Here is a 15,699-nt window from a genome sequence, read left to right on the forward strand (position 1 = left end):
GTCAGGCCTTCTGGCTGTGCAGGTTTTTCATCGCGCGGTTCCATTCACCGGCGAGGATATCCGGCAGCACGCCGAGGGCAAAATCGATGCTGGCATCGAGTTTTTCCTGTTCGGCGCGTGGCGCACGACCCAGGACGAAATTTGAAACCATACTGGCAACGCCCGGGTGGCCAATGCCAAGCCGCAAGCGGTGAAAGGTATTCTGATTGCCCAGTTGCGCGATGATGTCGCGCAACCCGTTGTGACCGCCATGGCCGCCGCCCTGTTTGAGCTTGGCAACGCCCGGAGGCAGGTCGAGTTCGTCGTGCGCCACGAGGATTTCTTCGGGCTGGATGCGGAAGAAACCGGCGAGTGCCGCTACGGCCTGGCCGCTGCGGTTCATGTACGTGGTGGGAATCAGCAGACGAACATCCTGACCCTGATGCGAATAGCGCCCGGTCAGGCCGAAATATTTGCGATCCGCCACAAGGTTTACGCCCTGTGCGTTCGCGATGCGCTCAACAAAAAGGGCCCCTGCGTTATGCCGGGTCTGTTCGTATTCAGCGCCTGGATTTCCCAAGCCAACGATCAGTTTGATGGCAGTCACGATAGGGGCCCTTCCTTGGAGTGGTGGATAACATCGCCGCGACCGGTGTGTGCGGCGAAAGTGGACGACAAGTGCTCATTTACCATTATGTAAACTCCGCGTTCTCGCCCGCTTTCTCGCTACGTTCCAGTCCGCGATGTTACTTGATCACTCCGGCATCGCAGAGTGAATTACTCTGCTGCGCCTTCTTCGGTAGCTTCTGGAGCAACACGTGGAGCGTGAACGTTGGCAACAGCCTTGTCGTCACCGTGTGCCAGAGCAACAAACTCAACGCCTTTAGGGGCTTTGAGGTCGGACAGGTGAATGATCGAGCCGATTTCGGCGTCAGCCAGGTCGACTTCGATGAATTCAGGCAGGTCTTTTGGCAGGCAGGTCACTTCGATTTCCGAAACAACGTGCGAAATTTCGCCGCCTTTCTTGATCGGAGCTTCTTCACCAACAAAGTGTACAGGCACGATAGCGGTCAGCTTTTGACCAGCTACAACGCGTACGAAGTCAGCGTGCAACACGTGGCCTTTGGCCGGGTGACGCTGCAGAGCCTTGATGATTACGTTTTGCTTGGTGCCGCCAACGTTCAGCTCGATGATGTGGCTGTAAGCCGCGTCGTTTTCGAGCAGTTTGGCAACTTCTTTAGCCAGCATGCTGATGGATTCAGGGGCTTTTTCGCCACCGTAAACTACAGCTGGTACCAGGCTTGCGAGACGACGCAGGCGGCGGCTCGCACCTTTCCCCAGGTCGGAACGCACTTCAGCATTCAGAGTAAATTCGTTCATGTTGTATCTCCAAAATAACCACATTCGCCCCAGCGTTTGCGACCAGCGCTAAAGGCGATATGGGCAAAAAAGCCCCGCCCCGACAGGAATGCCGGGGCGGGGCGCTTTTCGTCAACGAGACATTCGAGAAGGGCAGGGCCCTTAGCGGAACATCGCGCTGATCGATTCTTCATTGCTGATGCGGCGGACCGCCTCGGCAACTACCGGCGCGATATCCAGTTGACGGATACGCGAGCAGGCTTGAGCAGCAGCGGACAACGGGATGGTGTTAGTCACCACCAGTTCGTCCAGCATGGAATTTTCAATGTTTTCGATCGCCCGACCGGACAGCACAGGGTGTGTGCAGTAGGCGAAAACCTTGGCAGCGCCATGCTCTTTCAGGGCCTTGGCCGCGTGGCACAGGGTGCCGGCGGTATCGACCATGTCATCGACCAGAATACAGGTACGCCCTTCGACATCGCCGATGATATGCATCACTTCAGAGTGATTGGCTTTCTCACGGCGTTTGTCGATGATCCCGAGGTCCACGCCCAGGGATTTGGCAACGGCACGTGCACGCACGACGCCACCAATGTCCGGGGACACGATCATCAGGTTTTCGAAGCGCTGATCTTCAATGTCATCCACCAGAACCGGGGAGCCGTAGATGTTATCTACCGGAATATCGAAGAAACCCTGGATTTGGTCAGCATGCAGATCAACCGTGAGAACACGATCGATGCCGACTACGGTAAGCATGTCAGCCACGACTTTCGCGCTGATAGCCACACGTGCGGAACGCGGACGGCGATCCTGACGGGCATAACCAAAGTAAGGAATTACAGCAGTGATACGAGTAGCCGAGGAGCGGCGGAAGGCATCAGCCATCACTACCAGTTCCATCAGGTTATCGTTCGTCGGAGCGCAAGTCGGCTGAATAATGAAGACATCTTTACCGCGGACGTTTTCATTGATCTCGGCAGTAATTTCGCCGTCGGAAAACTTGCCGACAGAGATGTCACCGAGAGGGATATGCAGCTGACGTACAACACGCCGAGCCAGATCGGGGTTAGCATTCCCCGTAAAGACCATCATCTTGGACACGCGCAGTACCTAGAGGCTGAGGGTAACCTGGATGAGTATAGAAAATGGCAGGGGCGGCTGGATTCGAACCAACGCATGGCAGGATCAAAACCTGCTGCCTTACCGCTTGGCGACGCCCCTGTATCTGTTGCAACGAGTACCCAGTACTCGGTTCCTTTAGAGCAGACTTTGCAGCTTGCGATGCAACATCGAAACGTTGCTTCCTTTTGCTACAAACCCTGTAAGGGTCTCTGTAAGAAGGGCCGAGACTTTATCAGCTCCAGCTTTGCTTGGGAAGCCCCCAAACACACAACTTCCAGTTCCGGTGAGTTTTGCTTCGGTAAATTTACCTAACAAATCCAATGCGTTACGTACATCTGGGTAACGCCTTGCTACCACCGGTAAGCAGTCATTTCGACTGTTTCCCTTGGGAACGGGGCGCACTTTAATGGGAGAAGAGTTACGTGTCAACAACGGATCTGAAAAAATTTCTGCTGTACTTACAGATACTTGCGGCACAAGCACGAGATACCAAGGTTCTTCGGGGTCTACAGGGGTCAGTTTTTCCCCGACGCCTTCGGCAAAAGCCGCGTGTCCACGCACGAAAACCGGGACGTCGGCGCCCAGCGTCAGGCCAAGCACGGCCAGTCGATTCTCATCCCAGCCCAGTTGCCAGAGATGATTCAAGCCGAGCAATGTCGTCGCGGCATTGGAGCTGCCGCCACCGATTCCACCGCCCATGGGCAGGATTTTTTCGATCCAGATGTCGATGCCGAGCGAACAGCCGGATTGCTCCTGAAGTTTTTTTGCCGCCCGCACGATCAGATTACTGTCGTGCGGTACACCTTCGAATTCGGTGTGCAAACGAATCACGCCATCGTTGCGCACGGCAAAGGTGATTTCATCGCCGTAATCGAGAAACTGAAAAATGGTCTGCAACTCGTGGTAACCGTCTTCACGGCGACCGAGGATGTGCAGCATCAGATTGAGTTTGGCCGGGGAGGGCAGCGTCAAGCGCGGGGCGGTCATGGTCACTGCCCCAGTTTGCGCGGTTGCCATTCCTTGATCACCAGCGTGACATCAAGGTCGGTGCCATGCAGTTTGATCCGCTCGGGCAGCCAATAGCCGTTTTGTTCGGCGTAGCTGAGGTACTCCACCTGCCAGCCATCCTGTTCGAGATTGGCCAGACGGCTGTCGGTGTCCAGAGTCAGGCGACTTTTGCTGTCCGGGGCCGGAAGCCCGCGCACCCACCAGGCCAGATTGGACACCGGCAACTTCCAGCCGAGCTGTTCTTCGAGCAGCGCTTCCGGAGACGTCGCGTCATAGCGGCCCTGGTTGGCGACTTCCAGTGAGACTTTGCCGGGGCGCCCGGTCAAGCGCGCCGCACCGCGACCCAGGGGGCCTGACAGGCGGATGTCGTAGTAGTCCTGACGCTGCAACCAGAACAAGGTGCCGCTGCCGGAGTCTTTGGGGGCGCGGATGCCGATCTTGCCGTTGATCTGCCAGCCATCAAGCGCCGTAAGCTGCTGTTTGTACTCGCGCCATTGGGCCGGGTTGCCTTGGCCCTGGACCGATTCGCGGGCACCGAAGCCCGCGCAACCGGCGAGCAGGGCGATGAAGCTGAAAACGATGAGGTGGCGCATGAACATAAATTTAAAGAGTCTCTGAACCGGTCAGGCGCTTGATGGTGCTGCGCAGGGTAGGGCTGTCGGGCTGCTCCTTGAGGAACTTGCCCCAGATTTGCTTGGCTTCGCGTTGCTTGCCGTTGGCCCACAGGACCTCGCCCAGGTGAGCGGCGACTTCCTGGTCGGGAAAGCGCTCCAGGGCCTGGCGCAAGTAACGTTCGGCTTCATCGAGATTGCCCAGGCGGTAATGCACCCAGCCGAGGCTGTCGAGTACCGCCGGGTCTTCCGGATTGATCTGGTGCGCCTGTTCGATCAGAGCCTTGGCTTCGGCGTAACGCGTCGTTCGGTCGGACAGGGTATAACCGAGGGCGTTGAGTGCCATCGCGTTGTCCGGGTCGCGCTTGATGATCAGCCGCAGGTCTTTTTCCATCTGCGCCAGGTCATTGCGTTTCTCCGCCTGCATGGCGCGGGTGTACAGCAGATTCAAGTCGTCCGGGTTTTGCTGCAAGGCTTGCTGCAAGACGTTCCAGGCCTTGTCCCCCTGTTTGTTGGCAGCCAGGGTTTCGGCTTCGATCAAATACAACTGAATCACGTAATCGGGCTGTTCATCGCGCTCTGCCGCCAAGCGGCGTTGGGCTTCGGCGGTCTTGCCGTTATTGATCAGGATATCCGCCTGACGCAATTGTGCCGGCAGGTAATCGTTACCGGGTTTGACCTGGGCGTACTCGATCAGTGCACCTTGGGGGTCATTACGCTCTTCCGCGATACGGCCGAGGTTCAAGTGAGCCGAATCGACATGGCTGTCCCGGGCGATCAGGTCTTCCAGATAACCCTTGGCCTCGTCCCAGGCCTTGGCTTCCAGACACACCAGTGCCAGCGAATAACGCAGTTCGTCGTCTTCCGGGTACTGCTGCACCAGGCTCGAGAACTCGACCTTGGCATCGGCTATGCGGTCCTGTTCGACCAGCATGCGTGCGTAGGTCAGGCGCAGGCGTTTGTCGTCCGGGTACTGCTTGATGCTTTTTTTCAGCAGCGGCAAGGCTTCATCGCCACGATCGAGCGATTGCAGCAGGCGTGCGCGCAGCAGGATCGGGGCAATTTCGCCCTCGTCCGGCGGATTGTCTTCCAGCAGGCTCAGCGCGCCCTTGGCGTCACCGTCCTGTTGCAACAGCAAGGCCTTGCCGAAAATCAGCTGGCTGTTGTTCGGGTGGCGCTGCAACAGGCGGTCGAAACTTTTCATCAAGCCGTTGCGCGTGTCCTGATCGGTATCGGCCGCAGACAGAGCGAGGAAGTCGAAATGCGTGTCGCCCTTGCCTTGCAGGACTTTCTCCATATAGAGCATCGAATCGTCATAACGCCCGGCGCGAGCCAGCTGCACCGCAGCGGCCCGTTGCGCCTCGAGGTCGTCCGGGGCGTTTTTCGCCCAGATCAGCGCGGTGTCCAGCGCGGCCTGATCGGCGCCCAGGTACTCGGCGATACGGAATGCTCGCTCGGAAATGCCCGGATCCTGGGTGTTGATCGCCTGGGTCACGTAGTTGTCCAAGGCAATGTCGAAGCGATTGCGCTGGCCAGCCAGTTCGGCGCTCAACAGGCTGAAGACGGTATCTTCGCTGAACGAGCTGTAAACCTTGGGCTTTTCAGGGGCCGGAGTGCTGTCTTCGACCGGCGGCGTACCGTCCGGCGAAACGGGTGCCAAAGCCTGGCAGCCGCTGAGGAAGACAAAAGCGAGGAGCAACGCGGAGGATCTATTCATATAGGAAGAGGACGACTAACCTGCGGTCGGATCATCATGACACAAGCCTTCGGCCAAACATAACCGACCCGCCATTTTCCCCTGTATGCCGGTCCTGTGTACACCGATCCCCTGTAGGAACTGGCTTGCCAGCGAAGGCGTCTTCAAGGGCGCTGCAAGACTGGAGGCCGCCTTCGGTGGCAAGCCAGCTCCTACACAGGGGGGGCGGCGGTGGGTCGGTGGGGTCATGTAAACGAGAAGCGCTCGCACGCCTGGCTTTCGCCTGCCGTGCCAATAGAGATCGAGTAGTTGTTCTCGTTGTGTCGAAGTAGGACAATTGCCGGCTTCACGTCACCATCAGCGACCTTGAATGGCCTTCCTTGCACTCGGTATCAACCACAAGACTGCTTCAGTAGACGTCCGCGAGCGCGTGGCCTTTACCCCTGAGCAGCTGGTGGAGGCCTTGCAGCAGCTCTGCCGACTCACCGACAGCCGCGAAGCTGCGATCCTCTCCACCTGCAATCGCAGTGAACTCTATATAGAGCAGGATCACCTTTCGGCTGACATCATCTTGCGCTGGCTGGCCGATTATCACCATTTGAGCCTCGAAGAGCTGCGCGCGAGCGCTTATGTGCACGAAGATGATGCGGCAGTTCGTCACATGATGCGGGTGGCCTCCGGGCTCGATTCGCTGGTGTTGGGCGAACCGCAGATTCTCGGTCAGATGAAATCGGCCTACGCCGTGGCCCGCGAGGCGGGCACCATCGGTCCGTTGCTCGGACGGCTGTTCCAGGCCACGTTCAATGCGGCCAAACAGGTGCGCACCGACACTGCCATCGGTGAAAACCCGGTGTCCGTGGCGTTTGCCGCGGTCAGCCTGGCCAAACAGATTTTCAGCGACCTGCAACGCAGCCAGGCCTTGCTGATCGGCGCCGGCGAGACCATTACCCTGGTCGCCCGCCATCTGCATGAGTTGGGCGTGAAGCGCATCGTGGTCGCCAACCGGACGCTGGAGCGCGCAAGCATCCTGGCCGAGCAGTTCGGCGCCCATGCGGTGTTGCTCTCGGACATCCCGGCGGAACTGGTGCGCAGCGACATCGTCATCAGCTCCACCGCCAGCCAGTTGCCGATCCTGGGCAAGGGAGCGGTGGAAAGCGCCTTGAAGTTGCGCAAGCACAAGCCGATCTTCATGGTGGACATCGCCGTCCCCCGGGATATCGAGCCGGAAGTCGGCGAACTGGACGACGTGTACCTGTACAGCGTCGACGATCTCCACGAAGTGTCGCCGAAAACCTCAAGAGCCGTCAGGGCGCAGCCCAGGCGGCGGAGGAGATGGTTTCGATCGGTGCCGAAGACTTCATGATCCGCCTGCGCGAACTGGCGGCGGTGGATGTGCTCAAGGCCTATCGTCAACAAAGCGAGCGCCTGCGCGACGAAGAATTAATCAAGGCCCAGCGGATGCTGGCTAACGGCAGCAACGCCGAAGACGTGCTGGTGCAGCTGGCACGCGGCCTGACCAATAAACTCTTGCACGCCCCGAGCGTGCAATTGAAAAAGCTCTCTGCCGAAGGTCGCCTCGATGCGCTGGCCATGGCCCAGGAACTCTTTGCCCTCGGTGAGGGCTCATCGGATAGCTTTTCGGATAAGAAACCGCAATGAAAGCGTCACTGCTCAATAAGCTGGACATCCTCCAGGACCGTTTCGAGGAATTGACTGCCTTGCTTGGCGATGGCGAGGTCATTTCCGATCAGGCCAAATTCCGCACCTATTCCAAGGAATATGCGGAAATCGAGCCGATTGTCGAAGCCTATAAACAGTTGCTCAAAGTGCAAGGCGACCTCGAAGGCGCCCAGGCGCTGCTCAAGGACAGCGACCCGGACATGCGCGAAATGGCCGTGGAAGAAGTCCGCGAAACCAAAGAGCAACTGATCGAAATCGAAGCCAGCCTGCAACGCATGCTGCTGCCCAAGGATCCGAACGACGGCCGTAACGTGTTCCTCGAAATCCGCGCCGGCACCGGCGGTGACGAGGCGGCGATTTTCTCCGGCGACCTGTTCCGCATGTATTCGCGTTACGCCGAGCGGCGTGGCTGGCGGGTAGAAATTCTCTCGGAGAACATCGGCGAACATGGCGGCTTCAAAGAAGTCATCGCCCGGGTCGAAGGCGACAACGTCTACGGCAAGCTGAAGTTCGAATCCGGTGCACACCGCGTGCAGCGGGTTCCGGCCACTGAATCCCAGGGGCGTATCCACACCTCGGCGTGCACCGTGGCGGTATTGCCCGAACCGGACGAGCAGGAAGCGATCGAGATCAACCCGTCCGATTTGCGGATCGATACCTACAAGTCCTCCGGTGCCGGCGGTCAGCACGTCAACAAGACCGATTCGGCGATCCGCATCACCCACTTGCCGTCCGGCATCGTCGTCGAATGCCAGGAAGAACGTTCCCAGCACAAGAACCGCGCACGGGCGATGTCCTGGTTGTCGGCCAAGCTCAACGACCAGCAGACCAGTGCTGCCGCCAATGCCATTGCCAGCGAGCGCAAATTGCTGGTGGGCTCGGGCGATCGCTCCGAACGGATCCGCACCTATAACTTTGCCCAGGGCCGGGTCACTGACCATCGGGTCAACCTGACGCTGTATTCCCTCGACGAAATCCTCGCGGGGGGTGTCGATGCGGTGATCGAGCCGTTGCTGGCCGAGTACCAGGCCGATCAACTGGCGGCCATAGGTGAGTAAATGACGATCATTGCCAGTTTGTTGCGCGCCGCCGAGTTGCCCGACTCGCCCACGGCGCGCCTGGATGCCGAATTGCTGCTGGCCGCGGCCTTGGGCAAATCCCGCAGCTTCCTGCACACCTGGCCGGAACGTATCGTCCCGAGCGACGCCGCATTGACCTTTGCCGGGTTTTTGCAGCGTCGTCGTGGTGGAGAACCGGTGGCGTACATTCTTGGCCAGCAAGGTTTCTGGAAGCTCGATCTGGAAGTGGCGCCGCACACGCTGATCCCGCGCCCGGACACCGAGCTGCTGGTGGAAGCCGCGCTGGAATTGCTGCCGGCGACCCCAGCCAGTGTGCTCGATCTGGGCACCGGCAGCGGCGCCATCGCCCTGGCCCTGGCCAGCGAGCGTCCGGCGTGGAAGGTCACGGCCGTGGATCGCGTGCTTGAAGCCGTAGCCCTGGCCGAGCGCAATCGGCTGCGCCTGCACCTGAACAATGCCACGGTACTGAGCAGTCATTGGTTCAGCGCGCTGCAAGGCCAGCGCTTTCAACTGATCATCAGCAACCCGCCCTATATCGCGTCCGCCGATCCGCATCTGATCGAGGGCGACGTTCGCTTCGAACCGGCCAGTGCCCTGGTGGCCGGTGTCGACGGGCTCGACGACCTGCGTCTGATCGTCGCCCAGGCGCCGGATTATCTTGAAGCGGGTGGCTGGCTGATGCTCGAACATGGTTATGATCAAGCCGCTGCGGTGCGCGATTTGCTGTTGGACCGCGGCTTTGAACAGGTTCACAGCCGCACCGATCTGGGCGGTCACGAACGCATCAGTCTGGGGTGCCTGCCGTGCTGAATGATCAGGAATTGTTGCGCTACAGTCGGCAGATCCTGTTGCAACACGTCGACATCGACGGTCAGTTGCGACTCAAGCAAAGCCGCGTGTTGATCATCGGTCTTGGCGGTCTTGGCTCACCGGTGGCGCTGTACCTGGCCGCTGCCGGGGTCGGTGAACTGCATCTGGCGGACTTCGACAGCGTCGACCTGACCAATCTGCAACGCCAGATCATCCATGACACGGATAGCGTCGGGGTCAGCAAGGTCGATTCGGCCATCCGTCGTCTAGGCGCGATCAATCCCGAGATTCGGTTGATTGCCCACCGCGCGGCGCTGGACGAAGATTCCCTGGCCGCCGCCGTGGGCGCAGTGGATCTGGTGCTGGACTGCTCGGATAATTTCTCCACCCGTGAAGCGGTCAACGCGGCCTGCGTGGCTGCGCGCAAGCCGTTGGTCAGCGGCGCGGCGATTCGCCTCGAAGGGCAATTGTCGGTGTTCGACCCACGCCGCGCGGAAAGTCCGTGCTACCACTGTTTGTACGGGCACGGCAGCGAAGCCGAACTGACGTGCAGCGAAGCCGGCGTGCTCGGGCCTCTGGTCGGGCTGGTGGGCAGCCTCCAGGCGCTGGAAGCGATGAAACTGTTGGTGGGTTTCGGCGAGCCGCTGGTGGGGCGCCTGTTGTTGATCGATGCCTTGGGCACGCGCTTCCGTGAGCTGCGGGTCAAACGTGATCCGGGTTGCAGCGTTTGTGGTACTGCCCATGCGTGAAGCGCCAATCGGCGTGTTCGACTCCGGCGTCGGAGGGCTTTCGGTGCTGGCCGAGATCCAGCGTTTATTGCCCAATGAGTCACTGCTGTACGTGGCCGATTGCGGGAATATTCCCTACGGCGAAAAAACCCCGGAGTTCATCCGACACCGTTGCAGTGTCATGGCCGAATTTTTTCAGCAGCAGGGTGCCAAGGCCCTGGTGCTGGCGTGCAACACGGCCACGGTCGCCGGGGTTGCGGATTTGCGGCGCGATTATCCCCAGTGGCCGATAGTCGGCATGGAGCCGGCGGTCAAACCCGCCGCGGCAGCTACCCGCAGTGGCGTGGTCGGTGTCCTGGCCACCACCGGCACGTTGCAGAGTGCCAAATTTGCCGCGCTACTCGATCGTTTCGCCACGGATATCCGGGTGATCACTCAGCCTTGTCCCGGGCTGGTGGAGCTGATTGAAAACGGTGATCTGCACAGCCCTGCCCTGCGTGAGTTGCTGGCCAGGTATGTCGGGCCCCTGCTTGCCGCGGGTTGCGACACGATAATTCTCGGCTGCACGCATTACCCCTTCTTAAAGCCGTTGCTAAAGCAGATGATCCCTGAGGACATCAGCTTGATCGACACCGGCGCCGCGGTGGCACGGCAACTACAGCGGCTGTTGACCGAGCGCGAATTGCTCGCTGATGGAGCTGCTCGCGCTGCGCAGTTCTGGACGAGTGCCGATCCTGAGCATTTTCAAAATATCTTGCCGATCCTGTGGAATACCTCTGGTGTTGTGCGAAGCTTCAATCAGTAGATAAATCTTGGGGAAATCGAATAATCGGGATGAACTTCTGATTAAACGTCGACTTCTATAGTTTTAGTTCTATTGAGAACCACAAAAAAACCACACGATACTCGTTCGGAAAAGGATGTTTCTAATGAAGCGACTATTCTGTTTGGCCGCGATTGCGGCCGCACTGATGGGGCACAGTTTTACTGCTCAGGCGGCAGGCGTAGAGTTCGCGGTCGGCCAGACCAGCGAGTCGACCATGACTTATCGACTGGGCATGCAGATCGATTGGGACCAGAGCTGGCTGCAAAGTGACGTCGGTCGTTTGACCGGTTACTGGAGTGGCGCCTACACCTATTGGGAAGGCGACAAGAGTTCCAGCAACCACAGCCTGTCGTTTTCGCCGGTGTTGGTTTACGAGTTTGCCGGACAGAACGTCAAGCCGTACGTGGAGGTGGGCGTTGGCGTAGCGGCGTTCGCCAATACCGAAGTCGAAAACAACCAGCTCGGCAGTGCGTTCCAGTTTGAAGACCGGTTCGGCTTTGGCCTGCGCTTTGCGGGCGGACATGAAGTCGGGATTCGTGCGACGCACTACTCCAATGCCGGGATCAGCAGCCCTAACAACGGGGTGGAAAGTTACGCGCTGCATTACACGATGCCGTTGTAACCCTCGGCGCTGTTCTTGTAGGAGCTGGCTTGCCAGCGAAGGCGATGGGTCAGTTTTAATACATGTGTCGACTGACACACCGCTTTCGCCGGCAAGCCAGCTCCTACAGGTCTGCGGTGGTTTGACTCAGCGATACGCCGTGGTGATCCCCTGGCGCTCTTCGATGCATTCCGGCGCCCCCATCTCGAACTCCCGGCAGATCAACGGGCGTTTTTCGTAGATGGTGCACATCATGGTGTTGCGATCCAGCGCGGCGCACCAGCCGTCATCCAGGCGCAGCATGACTTCGCCACCCCAATCATCGGTATCGATAAACCGCTCGGGCACGCCGGTGTCGGTGATCAGCATGACTTCAAGCTGGCAGCAGCACGCGGCGCAGGTCGAGCAAGTGACCGCCGGTTCGGCGATTTGCGTGTGGGGGATGGTCTTCATGGGGCGCAGTGTAAGGCAGCGCGGCGGTGCTGTGTGAAAGGCCTGACGGACGCTTGGCTGCAGGGGCAGGCAGCAGGCTGATCCACTAACCGTATTCGCGAGGCTTGGCGCCACCGCCGCAGGGCTGTTCAGTTGCAGAAGCGGGCGCTGTCATAAGGTTTCCCCGAACGAGCGGGCAACGCGCAAAGCGCTGACCACGCCGTCTTCATGGGTGCCGCTGGCCCAATAGGCGCCGCAAAAGTAAGTGTGGTGCGCGCCGTTCAATTCTTCCCAGCGTTCCTGGGCGGCGACGGCCGCCAGGCTGAATTGCGGGTGGGCATACGTGTATTGGGCGAGCACCTTGAACGGACTGATGCCGGCGCTTTGATTGAGGCTGACACAGAACGTCGTGTCGCTCTGGATGCCCTGCATAATATTCATGTCGTAAGTGACAGCCGCCCGTGTATGGCCTGGGCCGCCGAGGCGATAGTTGCAACCGGCCCAGGCCAGTTTTTGCTCGGGCAACACACGTGTGTCGGTATGCAGCACGACTTCATTGTCAGCGTAGGGCAGGGCACTGAGGATCGACTGTTCGGCGTCGCTTGGCTCGGCCAGCAGTTTCAGTGCCTGATCGCTGTGACAAGCGAACACCACTTTATCGAATCGCTCGCTGCCGCCGGCGCTATGGATAATCACTCCAGCCCCATCGCGTTCGACTCGATTGACCGGGTCATTGAGCCTGATCTTGTGTTCAAAGCTCGCCGTCAATGGTGCGATATAGGCGTTAGACCCCCCTTCGATCACGCACCATGGCCGGCGATTGTCAGTGGACAGCAGACCATGGTTGTTGAAGAACCTGACGAAGGTCCGCATTGGAAAACCCAGGATGTCAGCCATGGACATCGACCAGATCGCGGCCCCCATCGGTACGATGTAGTGCAGGATGAACCGCTCGCCATAGCCACTCGCTTTGAAATAGTCGTCCAGCGTGGTGTCTGCCGCGATTCGCCCTTCGATCAGGTCGAGCTGTGCCGCTTTATTAAAGCGCGAGATGTCCCGCAGCATGCCCCAGAATCCCGGCGACAACAGATTGCGGCGCTGGGAAAACAGGCTGTTGAGGTTGTTGCTGTTGTACCAGAGGCCGGTATCGGGGTCGGTGACCGAAAAGCTCATTGGCGTCGGCTTGAACGCCACGCCCAGTTGACCCAGCAGGCGAATGAAATTCGGATAGGCCCAGTCGTTGAACGCCATGAAACCGGTGTCCACCCGGTAGCTTTGGCCATCGACAGTCACGTCCAGGGTATGGGTATGACCGCCGACCCGGTCGCTGGCCTCGAACAGGCTGATCTCGTGGCTGCGGTTGAGCAGATAAGCGCTGGTCAGCCCCGAAATGCCGCTGCCGACGATGGCGATCTTCACGGCTGATCCTTGATCGGCGGCTGGCCACGTACCATGCGTTTACCGATTGCCAGTTTTGCGCTGTCGGGCATTTTCGACAGCGGCCAGAGGGCGGCCATGAACAGCGCAGGCAGGGCGATCTCCGGGGGACGGCGCCTGAGTTCTTCGAAGATATGCCGAGCGGCTTTATCCACAGGCCAGGCGAGGGGGGGCGGCACGTCGTTGTTCGCGGCCGGCGGTGTGTCGACGAAGCCTGGGCTGACCATGGTGACTTCGATGCCGTCCGGAGCCAGATCGCGGCGCAAGGACTCGAACAAGTAACGCAGGCCGGCTTTCGAAGTGCCATAGGCTTCGGCCCGGGGCAGCGGCAGATAGGTTGCCGAGCTGGCCATTCCCACCATATGCGGCGCAGTTCCGGCTCGCAGCAAGGGCACGGCAGCTTCGATGCAATAACTGCTGGCGAGCAGGTTGGTGCGTACGACGTGCTCGATGATTGAAGCATCCAGCTGCCTGGCGTCGACATACTCGCAAGTGCCGGCATTCAGGATCACCGAATCCAGCGAGCCCCACTCCTGGGCAATCCGCTCACCGATTTCACGCACGGTCTGGCCGTTGGTCAGGTCGCCGGCCACCACCATCACCTGTCCTGGATAGCGCTTGGCCAAGACCTTCAATGGTGCCGCCGAACGTGAACTGACAGCCAGGTGGGCGCCGGTTTTCAGTATTTCTTCGGCCAACGCCGCGCCAATGCCGTTGCTGGCGCCAGTCAGCCAAAAGCGACGTGGAAGTGTAACGCTCATCCCATGCTCCTTTTCAGCCAGGCACACGACTGGCCCAAAATACGGGTAGATGTTCATTAGATAGTGCCCGGGCATCGAAGTAATCCCGGTGGCAATGTACTGTCTCGCGCAGGAAATCACTCATCCCCGCCTCCTGCGTTCTGCCGCGACGGCAGATTCTTGAACGCCACCAGCGCTCGCGTGCGCGACTCACTAAGATTGACGATCGGCGACGGATAACCTGACACACCAAATAGCCCTCCGAGGTTTACCGGGTTGTGCACTTCTTTTTTGCTCAGTCCGGCCAGTTCCGGCAGCCAGTGCTTGATGAATACGCCCTCGGCATCAAATTTTACCGACTGGCTCAACGGGTTGAAAATCCGGAAATAGGGGGCCGAGTCGGTGCCGGTGGACGAACTCCACTGCCAGCCGCCGTTGTTAGCCGCCAGGTCGCCATCGATCAGGTGGCGCATGAAAAAGCGTTCGCCTTCACGCCAGTCGATCAGCAGGTTCTTGGTCAGAAACATGGCCACTACCATCCGCAGACGGTTGTGCATCCAGCCGGTTTCAAGCAATTGGCGCATGGCCGCATCGATGATGGGCAGGCCGGTGCGGGCTTGCTGCCAGGCCAGGAGTTCTTCAGGCGCATCGCGCCAGGCCAGGGCTTCGGTTTCCGGGCGGAAGGCGCGGTGACGGGACACTCGTGGGTAGCCCACCAATATGTGTTTGTAGAATTCGCGCCACAACAACTCATTGATCCAGGTGACGGCGCCCACGTTGCCGCTGTCGAACTCACCTTGATTGCTTTGCAGGGCCGCATGCAGGCATTGGCGAGGAGATATCACGCCGGCCGCGAGATAGGCCGACAATTGACTGGTGCCGGGTTTGGCCGGGAAGTCCCGCTCGCTTTGGTAGTAGTCGATCTGGGTGTCGGTAAAAGTGTCGAGGCGGCGCCGGGCTTCGCCTTCACCGGCCGGCCAGAGGGCGCGCAAGTTGTCGCCGGGCGTTTCGAAACCCTCGATGTTGGCGGGGATCTTGTCCGGTTCGATGCTCAATGGCGCTTGCACTTTTGGGGCGTTCACCAGGCCGGGAAGCGCATGATGCAGCCGTTCATGGCAAACCTTTCGGAACTGGCTGAACACCTGGAAATACGTGCCGGTCCTGGTCAGGACACTCCCGGGCTTGAACAGCAGCTGGTCGAGATAGCGGTGAAACTCAATACCCTGGGTCTTCAGCGCGTCAGCCACCGCCAGGTCCCGGCGGGTTTCATGAATGCCGTATTCCTCGTTGACGTGCACGGCTTCAATCGCCAACTGCCGACAAAGCTCGAGCAAAACATTCGGCGCGTCATCCCAGCGTGGTGCATGGCGGATCAGCAGGGGAATGTTCAGTTCGTTCAGCGCGCGGCTTAATTCGCTCAGGTTGCGCAGCCAGAAGTCCACTTTGCACGGCGCATCGTCGTGCTCGCGCCATTGTTCCGGGCTCAGCAGGAACACAGCCAAGCTCGGACCCCGTGCGGCGGCGGCCGAGAGGGCGGTGTTGTCATGTAGGCGCAAGTCGCTGCGCAGCCAGATCAATTGCATGGTGG

15 protein-coding genes, 1 tRNA gene and 1 pseudogene are annotated in these 15,699 nt (G+C 59.5%); 6 read left to right on the forward strand and 11 right to left on the reverse strand.

Translation table 11 applies throughout. From position 1 onward, the window contains the following. Position 1: 1 nt before the first annotated feature. The 7 genes from pth to BZ163_RS28450 form a co-directional block, all read right to left on the reverse strand. Positions 2–586, reverse strand: coding sequence for an aminoacyl-tRNA hydrolase (gene pth / locus BZ163_RS28420; RefSeq protein WP_128873676.1), 585 nt, complete (start codon positions 584–586; stop codon positions 2–4). 170 nt (positions 587–756) lie between these two features. Next, positions 757–1,359 (reverse strand): 50S ribosomal protein L25/general stress protein Ctc, encoded by a 603-nt coding sequence (locus BZ163_RS28425; protein ID WP_128873677.1) that lies wholly within the window; start codon positions 1,357–1,359, stop codon positions 757–759. A gap of 141 nt (positions 1,360–1,500) precedes the next feature. Continuing rightward, the gene (locus BZ163_RS28430) at positions 1,501–2,442 is read right to left on the reverse strand and encodes a ribose-phosphate pyrophosphokinase (RefSeq protein WP_003208392.1); all 942 of its coding nucleotides are present in this window, start codon (positions 2,440–2,442) and stop codon (positions 1,501–1,503) included. Between the two features lie 45 nt (positions 2,443–2,487). Next, positions 2,488–2,562, reverse strand: a tRNA-Gln gene (locus tag BZ163_RS28435). A 36-nt stretch (positions 2,563–2,598) separates the two neighbouring features. Beyond that, positions 2,599–3,450, reverse strand: coding sequence for a 4-(cytidine 5'-diphospho)-2-C-methyl-D-erythritol kinase (gene ispE / locus BZ163_RS28440; RefSeq protein WP_128873678.1), 852 nt, complete (start codon positions 3,448–3,450; stop codon positions 2,599–2,601). 2 nt (positions 3,451–3,452) lie between these two features. After that, entirely contained in the window at positions 3,453–4,070 is a 618-nt protein-coding gene (lolB, locus tag BZ163_RS28445; RefSeq protein WP_128873679.1) for a lipoprotein insertase outer membrane protein LolB, read from the reverse strand. A 4-nt stretch (positions 4,071–4,074) separates the two neighbouring features. Next, on the reverse strand, positions 4,075–5,799 hold the full coding sequence (locus tag BZ163_RS28450; protein WP_128873680.1) for a tetratricopeptide repeat protein: 1,725 nt from the start codon (positions 5,797–5,799) through the stop codon (positions 4,075–4,077). A gap of 349 nt (positions 5,800–6,148) precedes the next feature. On the opposite strand from BZ163_RS28450, the pseudogene hemA reads away from it, so the two are divergent. The 6 genes and pseudogenes from hemA (at position 6,149) to BZ163_RS28480 (ending at position 11,523) form a co-directional block, all read left to right on the forward strand. Next, positions 6,149–7,437 (forward strand): annotated as a pseudogene (gene hemA, locus BZ163_RS28455) (glutamyl-tRNA reductase). Next, on the forward strand, positions 7,434–8,516 hold the full coding sequence (prfA, locus tag BZ163_RS28460; protein WP_128873681.1) for a peptide chain release factor 1: 1,083 nt from the start codon (positions 7,434–7,436) through the stop codon (positions 8,514–8,516). Before hemA ends, prfA begins: the two are co-directional and overlap by 4 nt. Further along, complete coding sequence (gene prmC / locus BZ163_RS28465) at positions 8,517–9,347, forward strand: peptide chain release factor N(5)-glutamine methyltransferase (protein WP_128873682.1); 831 nt, start codon at positions 8,517–8,519, stop codon at positions 9,345–9,347. Next, positions 9,341–10,096, forward strand: a complete 756-nt coding sequence (locus tag BZ163_RS28470) for a molybdopterin-synthase adenylyltransferase MoeB (protein WP_128873683.1) — start codon at positions 9,341–9,343, stop codon at positions 10,094–10,096. The genes prmC and BZ163_RS28470 overlap by 7 nt, the downstream gene beginning before the upstream one ends. Beyond that, positions 10,089–10,880 carry a glutamate racemase gene (gene murI / locus BZ163_RS28475; RefSeq protein WP_128873684.1) on the forward strand — a complete coding sequence of 264 codons (792 nt, stop codon included), beginning with the start codon at positions 10,089–10,091 and terminating at the stop codon, positions 10,878–10,880. The genes BZ163_RS28470 and murI overlap by 8 nt, the downstream gene beginning before the upstream one ends. A 124-nt stretch (positions 10,881–11,004) precedes the next feature. Then, positions 11,005–11,523: an acyloxyacyl hydrolase gene (locus BZ163_RS28480; RefSeq protein ID WP_128873685.1), complete on the forward strand. Its 519-nt coding sequence runs from the start codon at positions 11,005–11,007 to the stop codon at positions 11,521–11,523. A gap of 126 nt (positions 11,524–11,649) precedes the next feature. Here the strand turns inward: BZ163_RS28480 and BZ163_RS28485 are convergent, their stop codons facing one another. From BZ163_RS28485 to phrB, 4 genes are all read right to left on the reverse strand, one after another. Continuing rightward, positions 11,650–11,955 carry a YkgJ family cysteine cluster protein gene (locus BZ163_RS28485; RefSeq protein ID WP_074880229.1) on the reverse strand — a complete coding sequence of 102 codons (306 nt, stop codon included), beginning with the start codon at positions 11,953–11,955 and terminating at the stop codon, positions 11,650–11,652. Positions 11,956–12,105: 150 nt separating this feature from the next. Further along, positions 12,106–13,353: an NAD(P)/FAD-dependent oxidoreductase gene (locus tag BZ163_RS28490; RefSeq protein ID WP_128873686.1), complete on the reverse strand. Its 1,248-nt coding sequence runs from the start codon at positions 13,351–13,353 to the stop codon at positions 12,106–12,108. Then, positions 13,350–14,132, reverse strand: a complete 783-nt coding sequence (locus BZ163_RS28495; RefSeq protein WP_128873687.1) for an SDR family oxidoreductase — start codon at positions 14,130–14,132, stop codon at positions 13,350–13,352. Before BZ163_RS28495 ends, BZ163_RS28490 begins: the two co-directional genes overlap by 4 nt. Before the next feature lie 116 nt (positions 14,133–14,248). Beyond that, positions 14,249–15,694: a deoxyribodipyrimidine photo-lyase gene (gene phrB / locus BZ163_RS28500; protein WP_128873688.1), complete on the reverse strand. Its 1,446-nt coding sequence runs from the start codon at positions 15,692–15,694 to the stop codon at positions 14,249–14,251. Positions 15,695–15,699 lie beyond the last annotated feature (5 nt).

Source organism: Pseudomonas sp. VI4.1, assembly GCF_002029345.1.
In the GTDB taxonomy this organism is placed as follows: domain Bacteria; phylum Pseudomonadota; class Gammaproteobacteria; order Pseudomonadales; family Pseudomonadaceae; genus Aquipseudomonas.